Raw genomic sequence first — 18,584 nt, forward strand, 5'->3', positions numbered from 1 at the left:
ACCGGAGCGCCAAGGGGGCGAAACGAGCCGAGCACGCGGCGCATGACCTGAGCAGCGCCACGGGCGCGCGACCACACCGCGCACAACACCGGCCGCAGGTGGGTGCGAACGACCCGCGCACGGCGACACGGCGTACCCCGAAACGGGTCAGGACTCCGCGACCACCACCGCCGACGCGACCCCCGCGTCGTGACTCAGCGAGACGTGGAACGCCCGGACCCCCAACTCCTCGGCCCGCGCCGCCACCGTGCCCCGGACGATGAGCCGCGGCCGCCCCGAATCCTCCGTGACGACCTCCGCGTCCGACCAGTGCAGCCCCCCGGGCGCCCCGAGGGCCTTCGCGAGCGCCTCCTTCGCGGCGAACCGCGCCGCGAGGGAGGCGCCGCCCCGGCGTGCCCCACTGGGAAGGCGGAGCTCGCCGGGGAGAAAGAGCCGCTCGGCCAGGCCGGGGGTGCGCTCCAGCGACTGCTCGAAGCGGTCGATCTCGGCGACGTCGATACCCACCCCGATGATCACGGTGCGCTCACTCCACCGTCACGGACTTCGCGAGGTTCCGCGGCTGGTCGACCTCGTTCCCGCGGGCGGTGGCGAGCTCGCAGGCGAACACCTGCAGCGGCACGGTCGCGACCAGCGGCTGGAGCAGCGTCGGGGTCTGCGGCACGCACACCAGGTGGTCGGCGTAGGGGACGACGGACTCGTCGCCCTCCTCCGCGATGACGATGGTGCGCGCCCCGCGGGCCCGGATCTCCTGGATGTTGGAGACGATCTTGTCGTGCAGCACCGAGCGCCCGCGCGGCGACGGCACGACCACGACGACCGGCAGGTCCTCCTCGATCAGCGCGATGGGGCCGTGCTTGAGCTCGCCGGCGGCGAAGCCCTCAGCATGCATGTAGGCGAGTTCCTTGAGCTTGAGCGCGCCCTCCAGGGCCACGGGGTAGCCCACGTGGCGGCCGAGGAAGAGGACGGTGTTCTTGTCCTTGAGGGAGCGGGCCAGTTCGCGGACCGGCTCCATCGTCTCCAGCACCTGCTCGACCTGACGGGAGATCTGGGAGAGCTCGCGGATGACGGCGAGGATCTCGTCGCCCCACTTCGTGCCGCGCACCTGGCCCAGGTAGAGGGCGACGAGGTAGCAGGCGACGACCTGGGTGAGGAACGCCTTGGTGGAGGCGACGGCGACCTCGGGGCCGGCGTGGGTGTAGAGCACCGCGTCGGACTCGCGCGGGATGGTGGAGCCGTTGGTGTTGCAGATGGCCAGCACCTTGGATCCCTGCTCACGGGCGTGCCGCAGGGCCATGAGGGTGTCCATCGTCTCGCCGGACTGGCTGATGGCGACGACCAGGGTGCGCGGGGCCAGGATCGGGTCGCGGTAGCGGAACTCGCTGGCGAGTTCGACCTCGCAGGGGATGCGCGTCCAGTGCTCGATGGCGTACTTGGCGATCATGCCCGCGTGGAAGGCGGTGCCGCAGGCGACGATGACGATCTTGTCGACCTCGCGCAGCACGGAGGCGGGGATGCGCACCTCGTCGAGGGTCAGCAGCCCGCCGGCGTCGATCCTGCCGAGCAGCGTGTCGGCGACCGCCTTGGGCTGCTCGGCGATCTCCTTGAGCATGAAGTAGTCGTAGCCGCCCTTCTCGGCGGCGGAGGCGTCCCAGTCGATGTGGTAGGGCCGGACGTCAGCCGGCTTGCCCTCGAAGTCCGTGACGGTGACGCCCTCGCGGCGCAGCTCGACGACCTGGTCCTGGCCGAGCTCGATGGCCTCGCGGGTGTACGCGATGAAGGCCGCGACGTCGGAGGCGAGGAAGTTCTCGCCGTCGCCGACGCCCACGACGAGCGGGGAGTTGCGGCGGGCGCCGACCACGACGTCCGGCTCGTCGGCGTGGACGGCCACCAGGGTGAAGGCGCCCTCGAGGCGGCCGCAGACCTGGCGCATGGCCTCGGCGAGGTCCCCGGTGGAGGAGTAGCTCTCGGCGAGCAGGTGGGAGACGACCTCGGTGTCGGTCTCGGAGAGCAACTCGTGGCCGCGTTCGGCGAGTTCGGCGCGCAGGGCGGCGAAGTTCTCGATGATGCCGTTGTGGACGACGGCGACCCGGCCCCCGTTGTCCAGGTGCGGATGCGCGTTGGCGTCCGTGGGGCCGCCGTGGGTGGCCCAGCGGGTGTGGCCGAGGCCGGCCAGGCCGGTCGGCAGCGGGCGCTCGGCCAGCAGCTTCTCGAGGTTGGCGAGCTTGCCGGCCCTCTTGGCCGCGGCCAGACCGCCGTCGGCGAGGACGGCGACGCCCGCCGAGTCGTACCCCCGGTACTCCAGACGCTTCAGACCCGCGATGACAACGTCGAGGGCGGACTGGCCGCCCACGTATCCAACGATTCCGCACATGGGGAGAACTCTAGGCGGCGAACGGCCGACGTCGCGCCCGACGGTGGACGCCGCGTGCCCCGGACCTCGCAGGTCCGGGGCATCCCGGACGCGCCTCAACTGCGCGCGCGGCGACCGCCCATGACCGGCGGAACGAAGACCACCGCGATCCCCGCGGCCCACAGCGGCGACCACACGACCGGCCCGGCGAGCGGACCGGAGCCGGTCAGCAGGCCCCCGTACGGCGTCGGCCAGGCGGGTGACCGGGTTCACGTCCGCCGACGCCCGCAGCCGGCCGGGCACGGTGCCGGCCCGCAGCGAGACGCCGGAGGTGAAGGGGAGCGGCATGACCAGCACGACGTCCGGCGGCAGGCCCGTCGCGCCGAGCACGCCGGGCACACCGCGCTCCACGTCGAAGCCCATGAGCATGCCGAGGCCCAGCAACGGCATCAGCGACCGCACCCCTTACCGGGGTCGGCCGCGACCAGCCCCACGAGCGGGTCCCCGCACAACAGCGGGCATCGGCTCCGGGCCCTCCCCCGACCTCGGGATCCGCGGCGCGGCAGACCCGGCAGACCCGGCAGGCGGCGGTCGGGACGACCCCGGCGCGAGTGCCGTTCACCCCGGCGCAACAATGAGTCCGTGCCGCCGACCATCACGCCTCACCCGTCCCGCCGCCGCGCCGAGCCCACGCCCTACGTCGACCTGACGCGGGCCGAGTGGAGCGCGCTGCGCGACCGGACCCCGCTGCCGCTCACCGCCGAGGAGGTCGAGCGGCTGCGCGGCCTCGGCGACGTCATCGACCTGGACGAGGTGATCGACGTCTATCTGCCGCTGTCGCGGCTGCTCAACCTCTACGTCGGCGCCACCCACGGCCTGCGCGGCGCGGTCAACACCTTCCTCGACGACACCGGGGAGGGGCACGGCTCCCAGACCGGCACGCCCTTCGTCATCGGGATCGCCGGCAGCGTCGCGGTCGGCAAGTCCACCACCGCGCGCATCCTGCAGGCGCTGCTGGCCCGCTGGCCGGAGCACCCGCGGGTGGAACTGGTCACCACCGACGGCTTCCTGCTGTCCAAGGCCGAACTCGAGCGCCGCGGGCTGATGTCCCGCAAGGGTTTCCCCGAGTCGTACGACCGGCGCGCCCTGACCCGCTTCGTGGCCGACGTGAAGGCCGGCAAGGACGAGGTGCGGGCGCCCGTCTACTCGCACCTGATCTACGACATCGTGCCGGACGAGGAGCTGGTGGTCCGCAGGCCGGACATCCTCATCGTCGAGGGCCTGAACGTCCTGCAGCCCGCCCTGCCGGGCAAGGACGGCCGCACGCGGGTCGCGCTCGCCGACTACTTCGACTTCAGCCTGTACGTGGACGCGCGCACCGAGGACATCGAGCAGTGGTACCTGGCGCGCTTCCGCACGCTGCGTGAGACCGCCTTCCAGAACCCGCTGTCGTACTTCCACCGCTACACCGAGGTCTCCGAGGAGGAGGCCATGGAGTACGGCCGCCACACCTGGCGCGCCATCAACCAGCCCAACTTGCTGGAGAACGTGCTCCCGACCCGCGGCCGGGCCACCCTCGTCCTGCGCAAGGGCCCCGACCACAAGGTGAGAAGGCTCTCACTGCGCAAACTGTAGTCCGCGGACCTCGGGGTAGCCTGCCCCGCATGCTGCATCTCAGGATGATCGTCCCGCAGGGGAGCACCGGCGACGTCGTGTCCCTCCTCGAGGGGACCGTCGGCGCCACCCACGTCGCCGTGCTGCCCGGAGCGGCCCTCAACCCGCGCGGGGACATCGTCATGTGCGACGTGGCGCGTGAGGCGGGCGACGAACTACTGCGGGCGCTGCGGCGCATGGGCGTCGCCGACACGGGCTCGATCGCGGTGGAGCACATCGATCTGTCACTGTCGGCTCGCGCCGACAAGGCCGAGGAGGAGGCACCCGGGGAAAGCGCGGACGCCGTGCTGTGGGAGTCGCTGACCGACGCGACCCACGAGGAGTCCACCCTCACCGTCACCTACCTGGCGTTCCTGGCCCTGGCGACGATGCTTGCGGCCTGCGGCGTGATGCTGGACAGCGCGATCCTGATCGTCGGTGCGATGGTCGTCGGCCCCGAATTCGGTCCGCTGGCGGGTGTGTGCACCGGCCTGGTCCAGCGTCGCGGGCGGCTGGCCCGGCGTTCCCTGACGGCGCTGCTGGTGGGCTTCCCGGTGGGTATGGTGCTCACCGGCGGATTCAACTACCTGATGGACGCCCTCGGCGTCTTCAGCGTGACCGACTTCACGGCGCCGCATCCGTCGACCTCGTTCATCTGGCAGCCGGACGCCAGCTCCTTCGTGGTGGCGTTCCTCGCCGGGATAGCCGGAATCCTGTCGCTGACCTCCGCCAAGTCCGGCGCCCTGGTCGGCGTGGCGATCTCGGTGACCACCGTCCCGGCGGCCGCCAACGCCGCCCTCGCGCTGTCCTACGGCGACTATCGCGAGCTGTGGGGCTCCTCGGCGCAGCTGGGCGTCAACCTGGCGGGCATCGTCATCGCGGGCGTCCTGACGCTGCTCGCCCAGAAGGGTTTCTGGGCGATGCAGCGCAGGCGGCGTTCGGTGTCGCGCCCGGCCTAGCCGAGCGCGGACTTCACCGCGTCGGCGAGCCTGCCCGCCACGGAGCGGGCGTGGTCGATGTCCGCCGCCTCGACCATGACGCGGACCACAGGCTCGGTGCCGGAGGAGCGCAGCAGCACCCGGCCGGTGCCGCCGAGCTCGGTTTCCGCCTCGGCCACGGCCTCGGACAGCTCGGTGGAGGACTCGACACGGCTCTTGTCGACGTCCCTGACGTTGATCAGCACCTGCGGCAGCCGCTCCATGACGGCCGCCAGCTCGGCCAGGGAACGTCCGGTGGAGGCGACGCGGGCGGCCAGCATGAGGCCGGTGAGGGTGCCGTCGCCGGTGGTGGCGTGGTCGAGGATGATCACGTGGCCGGACTGCTCGCCGCCGAGCGCGTAGCCGTGCTCCTTCATCGACTCCAGCACATAGCGGTCGCCGACGGCGGTCTGCACCAGTTCGACGCCCTCGCGCTCCATGGCGAGCTTGAAGCCCAGGTTGGACATGACGGTGCCGACGACGGTGTTCTTCCGCAGCCGGTCCACCTCGCGCAGGGCGACGGCCAGCACGGCGAGGATCTGGTCGCCGTCGACCTCGTTGCCCTCGTGATCCACGGCCAGGCAGCGGTCCGCGTCGCCGTCGTGGGCGATGCCGAGGTGCGCACCGTGGTCGATGACGGCGGCCTTGAGCAGGTCCAGGTGGGTGGAGCCGCAGCCGTCGTTGATGTTGAGGCCGTCCGGCTGGGCGCCGATGGTGACCACCTCCGCGCCGGCCCGGGCGAAGGCCTCGGGCGAGACGCGGGCCGCGGCGCCGTTTGCCTCGTCCAGGACGATCTTCAGTCCGTCCAGGCGGTTCGGCAGGACGGCGATCAGATGGGCGACGTACTGGTCGAACCCCTCGTCGTACTCCCGCACCCGGCCCACCCCGGCGCCGGTGGGGCGGTCCCAGGGGGCCCCGGTGCGGTGCTCCTCGTAGACGGACTCGATACGGTCCTCCAGCTCGTCGGCGAGCTTGTGCCCGCCCCGGGCGAAGAACTTGATGCCGTTGTCGGGCATCGGGTTGTGGCTCGCCGAGAGCATCACGCCCAGGTCCGCGCCGAGCGCGCCGGTGAGATACGCCACGGCCGGTGTCGGCAGCACGCCCACCCGCAGCACGTCGACGCCGGCGCTGGCGAGCCCGGCCACCACGGCGGCCTCCAGGAACTCTCCGGACGCCCGCGGATCCCGTCCGACCACGGCCACCGGCCTATGGCCCTCGAACGTCCCCGCCTCGGCGAGCACGTGCGCCGCCGCGACCGACAGTCCGAGCGCGAGCTCGGCTGTCAGATCGGCGTTCGCCACACCGCGCACACCATCCGTACCGAAGAGTCGTCCCACGTCTTTCCTCCGAGATGTTGCCGTGCTCCGCCCCGAACCCGCCGGGCGTTCATCCGGTTATACGCCTGTGCCCCCGGAACGCGTACGCCCCGGACGCACGACGTGCCTCCGGGGCGTACCTGCAGCGCAGTGCGCGTGACGCTTAGCGCTTGCTGTACTGCGGCGCCTTGCGGGCCTTCTTCAGACCGGCCTTCTTGCGCTCGATCTCGCGCGCGTCGCGGGTCAGGAAGCCGGCCTTCTTGAGCGGGCCGCGGTTGTTGTCGACGTCCGCCTCGTTCAGCGCACGGGCGACGCCCAGGCGCAGCGCACCGGCCTGGCCGGAGATGCCGCCGCCGTTGATGCGGGCGATGACGTCGTAACGGCCGTCGAGCTCAAGGATCTTGAACGGCTCGTTGACTTCCTGCTGGTGCACCTTGTTGGGGAAGTACTCCTCAAGGGTGCGACCGTTGATCGTCCACTTGCCGGAGCCCGGGATGATCCGGACGCGGGCGACGGACTCCTTGCGGCGGCCCGTGCCGGCGGCCGGCTGGGGCTCGCCGAAGCGGGAGGCGAGGGACTCGGAGGTGTACTCCTCCGGGATCTCGATGGTCTCCACGATCTCGCCGTCCTCGACGAGAGGGGTCTCAGGGGTGGTCTCGGCCACGATGCTCCTCAGATGCTTTCTGTGTCGGTGGTGGCCGGGACTAGCCCTGCGCGACCTGGCTGATCTCGAACGGAACCGGCTGCTGGGCGCCGTGCGGGTGCTCCGCACCCGCGTACACCTTCAGCTTCGAGAGCATCTGGCGGCCCAGGCTGTTCTTGGGCAGCATGCCCTTGACGGCCTTCTCGATGGCCTTCTCGGGGTTCTTGTCGAGCAGCTCGTCGTAGCGGACGGAACGCAGACCGCCCGGGAAGCCCGAGTGACGGTAGGCGAGCTTCTGCTGCTTCTTGTTGCCGGAGAGGTGCACCTTGTCGGCGTTGATGATGATGACGAAGTCACCAGTGTCGACGTGAGGCGCGTACACCGGCTTGTGCTTGCCCCTCAGGAGGGACGCGGCCTGGGACGCCAGACGGCCCAGGACGACGTCCTGCGCGTCAATGACGTGCCACTGGCGCTGGACATCGCCGGGCTTGGGGCTGAACGTACGCACGGTCGTAGCCTTCGCTTCTTCAGTGAGTGGGTCCTGACAAGGCCACCCGGACGATCACGACAGCCCTATCGCCTGCGGCGACGCATACCGCGGGGGCGAACGCTGGTCATCGGCCCGGTGGACCGGCGTAACGGCCTCTCACGTGAGAACGAGCAAGCCAATACGCATAACGAACCTGCAGAATACCCGCGCCTGCCCGTTCGGGTCAAAACAGCGGCAGCGGGGGCGCGCCCGCCCCCGCCGCCGGCACGTCCCCGCTCCCGCCCCCCGCGTCCGAACCGCGGCCGGCCCCGCGACGCTCGGTCACCGCTCGCGCACGACCCGCGTCTCGTCCCAGACCGGCTCCGGCGGCTCGCGGACGAGCCCGTCCGTCCCGAAGACCAGGTACCGGTCGAAGCTGCGGGCGAACCAGCGGTCGTGCGTGACCGCCAGCACCGTGCCGTCGAACGCCTCCAGCCCCTCCTGCAGCGCCTCCGCCGACTCCAGGTCCAGGTTGTCGGTCGGCTCGTCCAGCAGCAGCGCCGTCGCCCCGGCGAGCTCCAGCAGCAGGATCTGGAAGCGCGCCTGCTGCCCGCCCGACAGCTGGTCGAAGCGCTGGTCGCCCTGCCGGTCGAGCTCGTAGCGCCGCAGGGCGGACATCGCCTTGCCGCGGTCACGGGCATGCTCGGTCCACAGGATGTCGACGAGGGTGCGCCCCATCAGCTCCGGATGCGCGTGCGTCTGGGCGAAGTGCCCCGGCACGACCCGCGCCCCCAGCTTCCACTCCCCCGCGTGGCGCACGCCGGCGTCGCCGGCCAGCAGCCGCAGGAAGTGCGACTTGCCCGAACCGTTGGAGCCGAGGACGGCCACCCGCTCCCCGTAGAAGACCTCCAGGTCGAACGGCTTCATCAGCCCGGTCAGCTCCAGCCCCACGCAGGTGACGGCGCGCAGCCCGGTGCGCCCGCCGGACAGCCGCATGCGGATGTCCTGCTCGCGCGGCGGCTCCTGCGGCGGCCCGGCCTCCTCGAACTTCCGCAGCCGGGTCTGCGAGGCGCGGTAGCGGGATGCCATGTCCGGGCTGACGGCCGCTTGCTGGCGGAGGGTCAGCACGAGCTTCTTCAGCCGGGCGTGCTCCTCCTCCCAGCGCCGCCGCAGCTCCTCGAAGCGTGCGAAGCGTTCACGGCGCGCCTCGTGGTACGTGGCGAAGCCGCCGCCGTGCACCCACACGTCCGAACCGGCCGGTCCCGGCTCCACGCTCACGATCTTCTCGGCCGAGCGGGCCAGCAGCTCCCGGTCGTGGGAGACGAACAGCACCGTCTTCCTGGTCTGCCGCAGCTGTTCCTCGAGCCAGCGCTTGCCGGGGACGTCGAGGTAGTTGTCCGGCTCGTCCAGCAGCAGCACCTCGTCGGTGCCGCGCAGCAGCGCCTCCAGCACCAGCCGCTTCTGCTCGCCGCCCGACAGCGTCCGCACCTCGCGCCACTGCGCCCGCTCGTAGGGGACGCCCAGCGCGGCCGTGGTGCACATGTCCCAGACCGTCTCGGCCTCGTAGCCGCGGGCCTCCGCCCAGTCGCTGAGCGCCTGCGCGTAGGCCAGCTGGGCCGCCTCGTCGTCCTGGGCCATGATCTTCAGTTCGGCGGCGTCGACCGCCGCCGCGGCCGCGCGGATCCGCGGCGGCGCCACGGACACCAGCAGATCCCGCACGGTGCGGTCGTCCCGCACCGAGCCGACGAACTGCGGCATGACGCCCAGTCCGCCGCTCACCGCGACCGTGCCGCCGTGCGGCTTCAACTCGCCGGAGATCAGCCGCAGAAGGGTCGTCTTGCCGGCGCCGTTCGCCCCGACCAGGGCCACCGCGGCGCCCTCGCCCACCCGGAACGAGACGTCGCCCAGCAACACCCGGCCGTCCGGCAGGTAGTACTCCAGATGCGCAACGTCCACATGTCCCATGAGGGGATTGTCGTAGCCCGCCCGCCCACCGCCAAACGGGTTTCCTCCTCTATAGAATCCGCGCCATGACTGACGGGTCGCAGCAGCCGTACAACCCGAACCAGGGATGGACCGCACCGCCGGGACAGCAAGGCGTCCCAGGCACGTCCGGGGAGCAGCGCCAGGTGCTCCGCGGCCAGATCGTCGGCGGGCCCGACCACCAGCCCCAGCAGCCCGCCTGGACCCCGCCCGCCGACTGGGCCCCACCGGAGCCCGGCCAGGGCACCCGCGGCCCCTCGCAGCCGCAGCACACGCCGCCCGCCGTCGAGGAGCCGGACTGGTCGGCGCTCGCCGAGGAGGCGGAGGCCGGCGCCCGGCGCCGCCGCCTCTTCCTGATAGGCGGCGGCGTCCTGGCCGCCGCAGCCGTCGCCGGCATCGTCGCGGTCGCCGTGGCCAGCTCCGGCAGCGGCCCCGCTCCTTCCCCGACCGCGACCGGCTCGGCCCCCTCCTCCGCCATCGCGCTGCCGCCCGAGCCCTCCTTCTCCGCGGTTGCGCCGGCCCCGACCTACGGCCCGCTCGACTTCCTCTCCACCGCCGCCAAGGACACCGCCCCGCTCGGGGTCGGCACCCTCTTCCCTGGCACGAAGCTCGACTACACCGGTGGCCGCTCCTACGTGAAGACCGCCGCCAAGGAGAACCGCGACTGCGCCGCGGCCGCGAAAAACCCGCTCGCCACCGCACTCGCCAAGGGCGGCTGCACCCGGATGATGCGGGTGACGTACACCCGCGGCGGCTCCGCCGTCACCGTGGGCGTGGCCGTGTTCAAGGACGCGGCGTCCGCCAGAGAACTGGCCAGGACCAACAGGTTCCTGCTCCCGCTGAGCGGAGGCGGGCTCGGCGACTTCTGCCACGGCGTCAAGTGCTGGGCCAAGTCGGGCGCGGTGGGCCGCTATGCCTACTTCTCCATCTCCGGCCCGAAGAGCGGCGCTGCGGCCACCTCCGCCGACACCGCGTCCCGCCAGGCCGGCCAGGACGTCTTCAACTACGCCTTCAACCGCATCGTGCAGCGCGGCAAGGACCAGGCCGCCGCGGCGATGGCCTCGGAGGCCGCCGCACCGGCCGGCTGACCCCGCCCGCGGAGCCGCCGCCCCGACCGCCGCCCCACCCAAGGGCCCGGGGCGGCCCCGCCGCCCACGGCATCCCCACGGGTACCCGTGCCCGGCGCGGCGGCTCCCGGACGGTGCCGCACGGGAACGCCTCGCCGCGACGACGCGGTGCCCGGCGCCGGGGCGCCCGCCCGCGGAACCCCTGTGGTCCGCCCGGCCGCTCTCCGGCACGGCGCACGCCCGCCCGGGACGACGAGGCGGCGGCCCCGCCTCAGGCCCTCGGCAAAGGAAGGGTGCGCATGTTGCGGGCCTCGCGGCTGCGCGCGGCCAGCAGCTCGTCCACCGGGTAACCGACCTCCTCCAGGGTCAGCCCGTGCGGCCGCACCACATTGACCGCCGAGTGCCGCACCCGTCCCGCCAGCACCTCCCCGGGGAAGCCGACCGGCCGGTGCCCGTCCCCCACCAGCAGCATCGCCCCGACCAGGGCCCGCACCATGTTGTGGCAGAAGGCGTCGGCGCGCACGGTCGCCACCGCCAACCCGGAGGCGTCCCGCTCCCAGTGCAGCTCCAGGAGGGTGCGGATGGTCGTCGCGCCCTCCCGCTTCTTGCAGTAGGCGGCGAAGTCGTGCTCGCCGAGCAGCCTGCGTGCCGCCTCGTTCATCAGGTCGACGTCCACCGGCCGGTCGTGCCAGAGCACATGGCCCCGCAGCAGCGGGTCGACCCCGCCCTGGTGGTCGCCGACCCGGTAGGCGTAGCGGCGCCAGATCGCGGAGAAGCGCGCGTTGAAACCGGCCGGTGCCCGCGACACCTTCCACACCCGTACGTCCCAGGGCAGCCGCCCGGCCAGCCGGCGCAGCAGCTTGCCGCCCTCCCGCTCCCAGACGTCCTCCGGCAGGTCGACATGCGCGACCTGCCCCCGGGCGTGCACCCCGGCGTCCGTCCGCCCGGCGACGGTCAGCTCGACCGGATCGGGCAGCCGCAGCACGGTCTGCAGGGCCGACTCCAGCTCCCCCTGCACCGTCCGCCTGCTGCGCTGCTTCGCCCACCCGGAGAACTCGGCCCCGTCGTAGGCCAGGTCCAGCCGCACCCGGACGAGACCGGGCTCCACCTCGTCACTCGCCACACTCACCCCCAGATCCTCTCCAGCACGCGGACGGGCCCGCCCCCAGCGATCTGGGTGCGGGCCCGTCCGGTCGGGACGTCAGGCGTCCTTGGACTCCTCGGCCGGAGCCTCGGTGGCCTCCGCCGTGTCCTCGGCCTCGACCTTCTCCTCGGCCGGAGCCTCGGTCTTGGCCTCGGCCTCCTTGACCGCGCGCTTGGTCGCGGCCTCCGCCTCGCCCGTGGCCTGCTGGGCCACGGTCAGCGCCTCCACCAGCTCGATGACGGCCATCGGCGCGTTGTCGCCGCGGCGGTTACCGATCTTGGTGATGCGGGTGTAACCACCCGGGCGGTTCTCGTACCGCGGGGCGATCTCGGTGAAGAGCGTGTGGACGATGCCCTTGTCCGTGATCGTCTGCAGCACCAGGCGACGGTTGTGGATGTCGCCCTTCTTCGCCTTGGTGATCAGGCGCTCCGCGACCGGACGCAGACGGCGCGCCTTGGCCTCGGTGGTGGTGATGCGACCGTGCTCGAACAGCGACTTCGCGAGGTTCGCGAGAAGCAGACGCTCGTGCGCGGCGCTGCCGCCCAGACGGGCACCCTTGGCGGGCTTCGGCATGGTGTTTCTCCTCAGATCTGCACCGGCCGTGTCAGGTACCGGTGTCAGGAACCCCCCAGGCGGACGCCTGGAGGCAGTCGGATCAGTACTGCTCGGTCTCGGCGAAGCCGGCGTCGGCGTCGTCGTCCGCACCGAAGGTGTCGGCGGCGGAGGTCGGGTCGAATCCGGGCGGGCTGTCCTTAAGGGCCAGGCCCATGCCGGCCAGCTTCGCCTTGACCTCGTCGATCGACTTCGCACCGAAGTTGCGGATGTCGAGCAGGTCGGCCTCGGAGCGCGCCACGAGCTCACCCACGGAGTGGATGCCCTCACGCTTGAGGCAGTTGTAGGAGCGGACGGTGAGCTCGAGCTCCTCGATCGGGAGCGCGAGGTCCGCGGCGAGGGCGGCGTCCGTCGGGGACGGGCCCATGTCGATGCCCTCGGCGTCGACGTTCAGCTCGCGGGCGAGACCGAACAGCTCGACGAGGGTCTTGCCGGCCGAGGCCACGGCGTCACGGGGGCGCATCGCGGGCTTGGTCTCGACGTCGACGATCAGCTTGTCGAAGTCGGTGCGCTGCTCGACACGGGTCGCCTCGACCTTGTAGCTGACCTTGAGCACCGGGCTGTAGATGGAGTCGACCGGGATGCGGCCGATCTCCTGGCCCTGCTGCTTGTTCTGGACGGCGGAGACGTAGCCGCGACCGCGCTCGACGGTCAGCTCCATCTCCAGCTTGCCCTTGGCGTTCAGGGTGGCCAGCACCAGGTCGGGGTTGTGCACCTCGACACCGGCCGGGGGCGCGATGTCGGCGGCGGTGACCACACCCGGGCCCTGCTTGCGCAGGTACATCACGACCGGCTCGTCGTGCTCCGAGGAGACGACCAGGGACTTGATGTTGAGGATGAGGTCGGTGACGTCCTCCTTGACACCCGGCACGGTGGTGAACTCGTGCAGGACGCCGTCGATCCGGATCGAGGTGACGGCGGCACCGGGGATCGAGGAGAGGAGCGTGCGGCGGAGCGAGTTGCCGAGGGTGTAGCCGAAGCCCGGCTCCAGCGGCTCGATCACGAACCGGGAGCGGAACTCGTCGACGACCTCTTCGGTCAACGAGGGGCGCTGAGCGATCAGCATGCGGTATTGCCTCCAGTCTTCGGCACCCACCATTTGATGCCGAGGCTTCAAGGGTACGGGCGGCGCGGCACGCAATGCCGCACCGCCCGGGACCGTGAGCCCTGCTACTTCGAGTAGAGCTCGACGATCAGCTGCTCCTGCACCTGGGTGTCGATCACCGGGCGCTCGGGCAGGTTGTGCACGAGGATCCGCAGACGCGAGGGGATCGCCTCCAGCCAGGCCGGGACGGTCCTCTCGCCGGCCTCCCCCTGAGCCACCTGGAAGGGGGTCAGGGTACGGGAGGACTCGCGGACCTCGATGATGTCGTTCGCGACGACACGGGCCGACGGGATGTCGGTCTTGACGCCGTTCACGAGGAAGTGGCCGTGACGGACCAGCTGCCGCGCATGATCGCGCGACTTGGCGAAGCCCGCCCGGTAGACCACGTTGTCCAGCCGGGACTCGAGGATGCGGAGCAGGTTCTCACCGGTCTTGCCGGTCCTGCGGTTCGCCTCGTCGTAGTAGCCCCGGAACTGCTTCTCAAGGACACCGTAGATGCGCGCGCACTTCTGCTTCTCACGCATCTGCAACAGGTACTCGCTGTCCTTGGTGCGCCCGCGTCCGTGCTCACCCGGGGGGTAAGGACGGATCTCGATCGGGCACTTCGCGCTCTCGCACTTGCTCCCCTTGAGGAAGAGCTTCTGCTTCTCCCGACGGCAACGCTTGCAGTCGGCCCCGGTGTAACGCGCCATTCCTGTTTTTCTCCTACCTGCTCAGCGGATTGCTGATCAGACGCGCCGGCGCTTCGGCGGGCGGCATCCGTTGTGCGGGGTCGGAGTGACGTCCTGGATCGAGCCGACCTCGAGGCCGGTGGCCTGGAGCGAGCGGATCGCGGTCTCACGGCCGGAGCCGGGGCCCTTGACGAACACATCGACCTTGCGCATGCCGTGCTCCTGCGCGCGGCGGGCGGCCGACTCGGCGGCCATCTGCGCGGCGAACGGGGTCGACTTGCGCGAGCCCTTGAAGCCGACGTGGCCGGCGGAGGCCCAGGAGATCACGTTGCCGGACGGGTCCGTGATCGAAACGATGGTGTTGTTGAACGTGCTCTTGATGTGGGCGTGCCCATGAGCGACGTTCTTCTTCTCCTTGCGGCGCACCTTCTTGGCGCCGGCCTGACGGCCCTTCGGAGGCATATGTGGTTACTCCCGGTGGAGGTGGTCGGTCCTACAGCGAAGACCGCTGACGAGCGTCCGCTGAGGACTACTTCTTGCCCGGCTTCTTCTTGCCGGCGATGGCGCGACGCGGGCCCTTGCGGGTGCGGGCGTTGGTGTGGGTCCGCTGGCCGTGGACCGGCAGACCGCGGCGGTGGCGCAGGCCCTGGTAGCAGCCGATCTCGACCTTGCGACGGATGTCCGCCTGGATCTCGCGACGGAGGTCACCCTCGGTCTTGATGTTGGCGTCCACGTACTCGCGGATCTTGACCAGGTCCTCTTCGTCCAGGTCGCGGACCCGGGTGTTCGGGTTCACGCCCGTGGCGGCGAGGGTCTCCTTGGCCAGGGTGCGGCCGATGCCGAAGACGTAGGTGAGGGCGACCTCCACACGCTTCTCGCGCGGGATGTCGACACCTGAAACGCGTGCCATTCAATGGCTCCTGTTGGTGTCCGGGGGTCTTCCACAGCACCGTTCCTGACCGCCGTACGAGGTACGGATCAGGTCTCCGGCCCCCGCCGGAGGTGCCGTCAGCCGAAGCGTTCCGGCCGGACGGGTGCTGCGTATGTACATGTGTTGCTCGCGTCGCGCGAAGAACTGCGAGGTGCAGGTCGGCGTGCGTCAGCCCTGGCGCTGCTTGTGGCGCAGGTTGTCGCAGATGACCATGACCCGGCCGTGGCGGCGGATCACCTTGCACTTGTCGCAGATCTTCTTGACGCTCGGCTTGACCTTCATGGAATCAGGTTCTCCGGGTCGTGAGATCTACTTGTAGCGGTAGACGATCCGTCCGCGCGTGAGGTCGTAGGGGGACAACTCCACAACGACCCGGTCATCGGGAAGGATGCGGATGTAGTGCATACGCATCTTGCCGCTGATGTGCGCGAGGACCTTGTGACCGTTCTGCAGCTCCACCTTGAACATAGCGTTCGGCAGAGACTCGATCACGGTGCCCTCGATTTCGATGGCGCCTTGCTTCTTGGCCATGTCCTGCTTTCGGGATCGGCTACCTTGGCCGGCTGCGGGCATGCCCGAAGGCACACGCGAGCCGACGTGACAGTCTACGTCAGCCGTTCCTGAAAGACGAATCCGGGGTGTATGCCCGCGGAAGATGATCGCTAAGCGGAACGGACGCCCTCGCTCAGGCGAGCGGGTCCGGGGCGGCCGTGATCCCGTACTCCGCCAGCTTGGCCTTGCCGCCGTCGCGGGCGGTCAGCACCAGCGGGCCCTCCTCGGTGAGCGCGACGGAGTGCTCCCAGTGGGAGGACCAGCTGCCGTCGTTCGACTTGACCGTCCACTCGTCCTCGAGGACGTGGGTGAGGGGGGTGCCCAGGCTCACCATCGGCTCGATGGCCAGGCACATGCCGGGCACCAGGCGCGGACCCTTGCCGCGCTTGCGCGAGACGTAGTTCAGCAGGTGGGGGTCCATGTGCATCTGCGAACCGATGCCGTGGCCGCCGTACTCCTCGATGATCCCGTACCTGCCACCGCCGGGCCTGGGCTGCCGGCGGATGTACGTCTCGATGGCCCGCGAGATGTCGACCAGCCGGTCGCCCTTGCGGAAGGCCGCGATGCCCGCCCACATGGACTCCTCGGTGACCCGGCTGAGCTCGACGAGCTCCGGGGCGTGACCGCTGCCCACGAAGGCGGTGTAGGCGGCGTCGCCGTGCCAGCCGTCGACGATGGCGCCGCAGTCGATCGAGATGACGTCGCCGTCCTTGAGGACCGTCGCGGTGTCCGGGATGCCGTGGACGACGACGTCGTTCACCGAGGTGCAGATCGTGGCGGGGAATCCGCCGTACCCCAGGAAGTTCGGCTTGGCGCCGTGGTCGGCGAGGACCTTGCGGGCCACGTCGTCCAGGTCCTTGGTGGTGGCCCCGGGTACGGCCGCCTCACGGGTGGCCTCGTGGATCGCGGCCACGACCAGGCCCGCCGCGCGCATCTTCGCGATCTGCTCGGGGGTCTTGATCTCCACCATCGGTCCTGGCCTTCCTTCGTCCCACCGGATTACCTCAACGGTACGGCCGCGGGGTCCTGGGGGACACCGCGGCCGCAACGGTCACGCATGTGTTCAGGCGGCGCTGTCGCCCGTGTCCTTCTTGTCGTGCAGCGCGTCCATCGCCCGCTTGGTCACCTCGGTGACCTTGCCCAGGGCCGAGATGGTGCGCACCAGGCCCTGCTGCTTGTAGTAGTCGATGATCGGCTCGGTCTTGCTGTGGTACTCCTCCAGCCGGACGCGCACCTTCTCCTCGGTGTCGTCCGACCGCTGGTACAGCTCGCCGCCGCACTCGTCGCAGACGCCCTCGGCCGCCGGCGGGTTGTAGACCACGTGGAAGACGTGGGCGCCGTTCTTGCGGCACAGCCGGCGACCGGCGATCCGCTTGACGACCTCCTCCTCGGGCACCTCGAGGTCCAGCACGGCGTCGAGCGCGATGCCGTTCTCGGCGAGGATCTTGTCGAGCGCCTGGGCCTGGCCCACGTTCCGCGGGAAGCCGTCGAGCAGGAAGCCGTTCTCGGCGTCCGCCTGCAGCATGCGGTCCTTGGCCATGCCGATGGTGATCTCGTCCGGCACCAGCCGGCCCGCGTCCATGTACTCCTGGGCCTTGCGGCCCAGCTCCGTGCCCTGGCTGATGTTCGCCCGGAAGAGGTCGCCCGTGGAGATGTGCGGGATCGACAGATTCCTGGCAAGGTACGCGGCCTGCGTACCCTTGCCGGCCCCGGGGGGGCCGACGAGGACGATGCGCATCAGCGGAGGAACCCTTCGTAGTTACGCTGCTGAAGCTGGCTCTCGATCTGCTTCACGGTCTCCAGGCCGACACCCACGATGATGAGGATGCTCGTCCCGCCGAACGGGAAGTTCTGGTTCGCGTTGAACAGCACCAGCGCCACGGTGGGCACCAGGGCGATCAGCCCCAGGTACATCGCGCCCGGCCACGTGATGCGGTTGAGCACGTAGCTGAGGTACTCCGCGGTGGGACGACCAGCCCGGACACCCGGGATGAACCCACCATACTTCTTCATGTTGTCCGCGACTTCCTCGGGGTTGAACGAGATGGCCACGTAGAAGAAGGCGAAGAAGACGATCAGCAGGAAGTACGTGGTGATGTAGATCGGGTGGTCGCCCTTGACCAGGTTGTCCCTGACCCAGTTCGCCCAGCCGGAGGTCGATCCACTGAACTGCACGACCAGCGACGGGATGTACAGGAGCGAGGACGCGAAGATGACGGGGATCACACCCGCCTGGTTCACCTTGAGCGGAATGTAGGTGGAGGTTCCACCATACGAACGACGCCCGATCATGCGCTTCGCGTACTGCACGGGGATGCGGCGCTGCGCCTGCTCGACGAAGACGACGAGGGCGACCATCGCCAGGCCCACGAGGATGACGGCGCCGAACTCGACCCAGCCGTCCGCGATGTTCCCGGACTTCTTGATCGCCCAGAGGGCGCCGGGGAAGCCGGCCGCGATCGACAGGAACATCAGGATCGACATGCCGTTGCCGATGCCGCGGTCGGTGATCAGCTCGCCCAGCCACATGATGAGCGCGGTGCCCGCGGTCATCGTGATGACCATCGTAATCGTGGTGAAGATCGACTGGTTGGGGACGATGTTGAAGCGGTCGGGGCACTGCTGGAAGAGGCTGCCGGAGCGGGCCGTGGCCACCAGGCCGGTGCCCTGCAGAACCGCGAGCGCCACGGTGAGGTAGCGCGTGTACTGCGTGATCTTGGTCTGGCCGGCCTGGCCCTCCTTCTTGAGGGCTTCCAGGCGGGGGATGACCACGGTGAGCAGCTGCAGGATGATGCTCGCGGTGATGTACGGCATGATGCCGAGCGCGAAGATCGTGAGCTGCAGAAGCGCGCCGCCGCTGAAGAGGTTCACCAGGCCGAAGAGACCCTGGTTCCCCCCGACCGCCTTGATGCAGGAGTTGACCACCTGGTAGTCGACCCCCGGGATCGGGATGTGGGCTCCCAGCCGGAACAGCACCATGATGGCCAGCGTGAACAGCAGCTTCTTGCGCAGGTCGGGCGTCCTGAACGCCCGGGCGAACGCGGTGAGCACGGTGCCTCCTGCGCCTCCCGCCTCTTCGGCGGGAGGTGACGGTGTTGAAAGCTACGAATG

Annotated in this window: 20 protein-coding genes; 3 read left to right on the forward strand and 17 right to left on the reverse strand. The window is 70.4% G+C overall.

Translation table 11 applies throughout. The features are described from left to right. Positions 1 to 147: 147 nt before the first annotated feature. Positions 148 to 516 carry a holo-ACP synthase gene (locus tag ACRWND_RS00085; protein ID WP_431944430.1) on the reverse strand — a complete coding sequence of 123 codons (369 nt, stop codon included), beginning with the start codon at positions 514 to 516 and terminating at the stop codon, positions 148 to 150. A gap of 7 nt (positions 517 to 523) precedes the next feature. Next, the gene (glmS, locus tag ACRWND_RS00090) at positions 524 to 2,371 is read right to left on the reverse strand and encodes a glutamine--fructose-6-phosphate transaminase (isomerizing) (protein ID WP_431944778.1); all 1,848 of its coding nucleotides are present in this window, start codon (positions 2,369 to 2,371) and stop codon (positions 524 to 526) included. Between the two features lie 621 nt (positions 2,372 to 2,992). On the opposite strand from glmS, the gene coaA reads away from it, so the two are divergent. Beyond that, positions 2,993 to 3,985, forward strand: coding sequence for a type I pantothenate kinase (gene coaA, locus ACRWND_RS00095; RefSeq protein WP_431944431.1), 993 nt, complete (start codon positions 2,993 to 2,995; stop codon positions 3,983 to 3,985). Positions 3,986 to 4,014: 29 nt separating this feature from the next. Further along, entirely contained in the window at positions 4,015 to 4,962 is a 948-nt protein-coding gene (locus ACRWND_RS00100; protein ID WP_431944433.1) for a DUF389 domain-containing protein, read from the forward strand. Here the strand turns inward: ACRWND_RS00100 and glmM are convergent. The 4 genes from glmM to ACRWND_RS00120 all read right to left on the reverse strand — a co-directional run bounded on the left by glmM (position 4,959) and on the right by ACRWND_RS00120 (position 9,373). Further along, positions 4,959 to 6,317 carry a phosphoglucosamine mutase gene (glmM, locus tag ACRWND_RS00105; RefSeq protein ID WP_431944435.1) on the reverse strand — a complete coding sequence of 453 codons (1,359 nt, stop codon included), beginning with the start codon at positions 6,315 to 6,317 and terminating at the stop codon, positions 4,959 to 4,961. The genes ACRWND_RS00100 and glmM overlap by 4 nt on opposite strands. A gap of 142 nt (positions 6,318 to 6,459) precedes the next feature. After that, positions 6,460 to 6,960 carry a 30S ribosomal protein S9 gene (gene rpsI, locus ACRWND_RS00110; protein ID WP_319140461.1) on the reverse strand — a complete coding sequence of 167 codons (501 nt, stop codon included), beginning with the start codon at positions 6,958 to 6,960 and terminating at the stop codon, positions 6,460 to 6,462. 40 nt (positions 6,961 to 7,000) lie between these two features. Further along, positions 7,001 to 7,447: a 50S ribosomal protein L13 gene (rplM, locus tag ACRWND_RS00115; protein WP_361800595.1), complete on the reverse strand. Its 447-nt coding sequence runs from the start codon at positions 7,445 to 7,447 to the stop codon at positions 7,001 to 7,003. Between the two features lie 303 nt (positions 7,448 to 7,750). After that, positions 7,751 to 9,373 carry an ATP-binding cassette domain-containing protein gene (locus tag ACRWND_RS00120; RefSeq protein WP_431944438.1) on the reverse strand — a complete coding sequence of 541 codons (1,623 nt, stop codon included), beginning with the start codon at positions 9,371 to 9,373 and terminating at the stop codon, positions 7,751 to 7,753. A gap of 65 nt (positions 9,374 to 9,438) precedes the next feature. Between ACRWND_RS00120 and ACRWND_RS00125 the strand changes: the two genes are divergently transcribed. After that, positions 9,439 to 10,479, forward strand: coding sequence for a hypothetical protein (locus tag ACRWND_RS00125; protein ID WP_431944440.1), 1,041 nt, complete (start codon positions 9,439 to 9,441; stop codon positions 10,477 to 10,479). 250 nt (positions 10,480 to 10,729) lie between these two features. Here the strand turns inward: ACRWND_RS00125 and truA are convergent, their stop codons facing one another. From truA to secY, 11 genes are all read right to left on the reverse strand, one after another. After that, positions 10,730 to 11,587 carry a tRNA pseudouridine(38-40) synthase TruA gene (gene truA / locus ACRWND_RS00130; protein ID WP_431944442.1) on the reverse strand — a complete coding sequence of 286 codons (858 nt, stop codon included), beginning with the start codon at positions 11,585 to 11,587 and terminating at the stop codon, positions 10,730 to 10,732. 72 nt (positions 11,588 to 11,659) lie between these two features. Beyond that, positions 11,660 to 12,175, reverse strand: a complete 516-nt coding sequence (gene rplQ / locus ACRWND_RS00135; protein WP_431944444.1) for a 50S ribosomal protein L17 — start codon at positions 12,173 to 12,175, stop codon at positions 11,660 to 11,662. An 82-nt stretch (positions 12,176 to 12,257) separates the two neighbouring features. Beyond that, positions 12,258 to 13,280 carry a DNA-directed RNA polymerase subunit alpha gene (locus ACRWND_RS00140; protein WP_431944445.1) on the reverse strand — a complete coding sequence of 341 codons (1,023 nt, stop codon included), beginning with the start codon at positions 13,278 to 13,280 and terminating at the stop codon, positions 12,258 to 12,260. A 104-nt stretch (positions 13,281 to 13,384) separates the two neighbouring features. Next, positions 13,385 to 14,011, reverse strand: coding sequence for a 30S ribosomal protein S4 (rpsD, locus tag ACRWND_RS00145; RefSeq protein WP_431944447.1), 627 nt, complete (start codon positions 14,009 to 14,011; stop codon positions 13,385 to 13,387). A 36-nt stretch (positions 14,012 to 14,047) separates the two neighbouring features. Continuing rightward, on the reverse strand, positions 14,048 to 14,452 hold the full coding sequence (rpsK, locus tag ACRWND_RS00150) for a 30S ribosomal protein S11 (RefSeq protein WP_018558890.1): 405 nt from the start codon (positions 14,450 to 14,452) through the stop codon (positions 14,048 to 14,050). A gap of 67 nt (positions 14,453 to 14,519) precedes the next feature. Beyond that, entirely contained in the window at positions 14,520 to 14,900 is a 381-nt protein-coding gene (gene rpsM / locus ACRWND_RS00155) for a 30S ribosomal protein S13 (RefSeq protein ID WP_361800616.1), read from the reverse strand. Between the two features lie 189 nt (positions 14,901 to 15,089). After that, on the reverse strand, positions 15,090 to 15,203 hold the full coding sequence (gene rpmJ, locus ACRWND_RS00160; protein ID WP_003956441.1) for a 50S ribosomal protein L36: 114 nt from the start codon (positions 15,201 to 15,203) through the stop codon (positions 15,090 to 15,092). A gap of 27 nt (positions 15,204 to 15,230) precedes the next feature. Then, entirely contained in the window at positions 15,231 to 15,452 is a 222-nt protein-coding gene (gene infA, locus ACRWND_RS00165; protein WP_003956442.1) for a translation initiation factor IF-1, read from the reverse strand. 154 nt (positions 15,453 to 15,606) lie between these two features. Then, positions 15,607 to 16,443, reverse strand: a complete 837-nt coding sequence (map, locus tag ACRWND_RS00170) for a type I methionyl aminopeptidase (RefSeq protein ID WP_431944458.1) — start codon at positions 16,441 to 16,443, stop codon at positions 15,607 to 15,609. 93 nt (positions 16,444 to 16,536) lie between these two features. Further along, complete coding sequence (locus ACRWND_RS00175) at positions 16,537 to 17,211, reverse strand: adenylate kinase (protein ID WP_431944460.1); 675 nt, start codon at positions 17,209 to 17,211, stop codon at positions 16,537 to 16,539. Next, a complete protein-coding gene (gene secY / locus ACRWND_RS00180; RefSeq protein WP_431944462.1) occupies positions 17,211 to 18,524 on the reverse strand; it encodes a preprotein translocase subunit SecY in 1,314 nt (437 codons plus the stop codon). The genes ACRWND_RS00175 and secY overlap by 1 nt, the downstream gene beginning before the upstream one ends. Between the last annotated feature and the right edge of the window lie 60 nt (positions 18,525 to 18,584).

The organism is Actinacidiphila sp. bgisy167, assembly GCF_965342175.1.
In the GTDB taxonomy this organism is placed as follows: domain Bacteria; phylum Actinomycetota; class Actinomycetes; order Streptomycetales; family Streptomycetaceae; genus Actinacidiphila.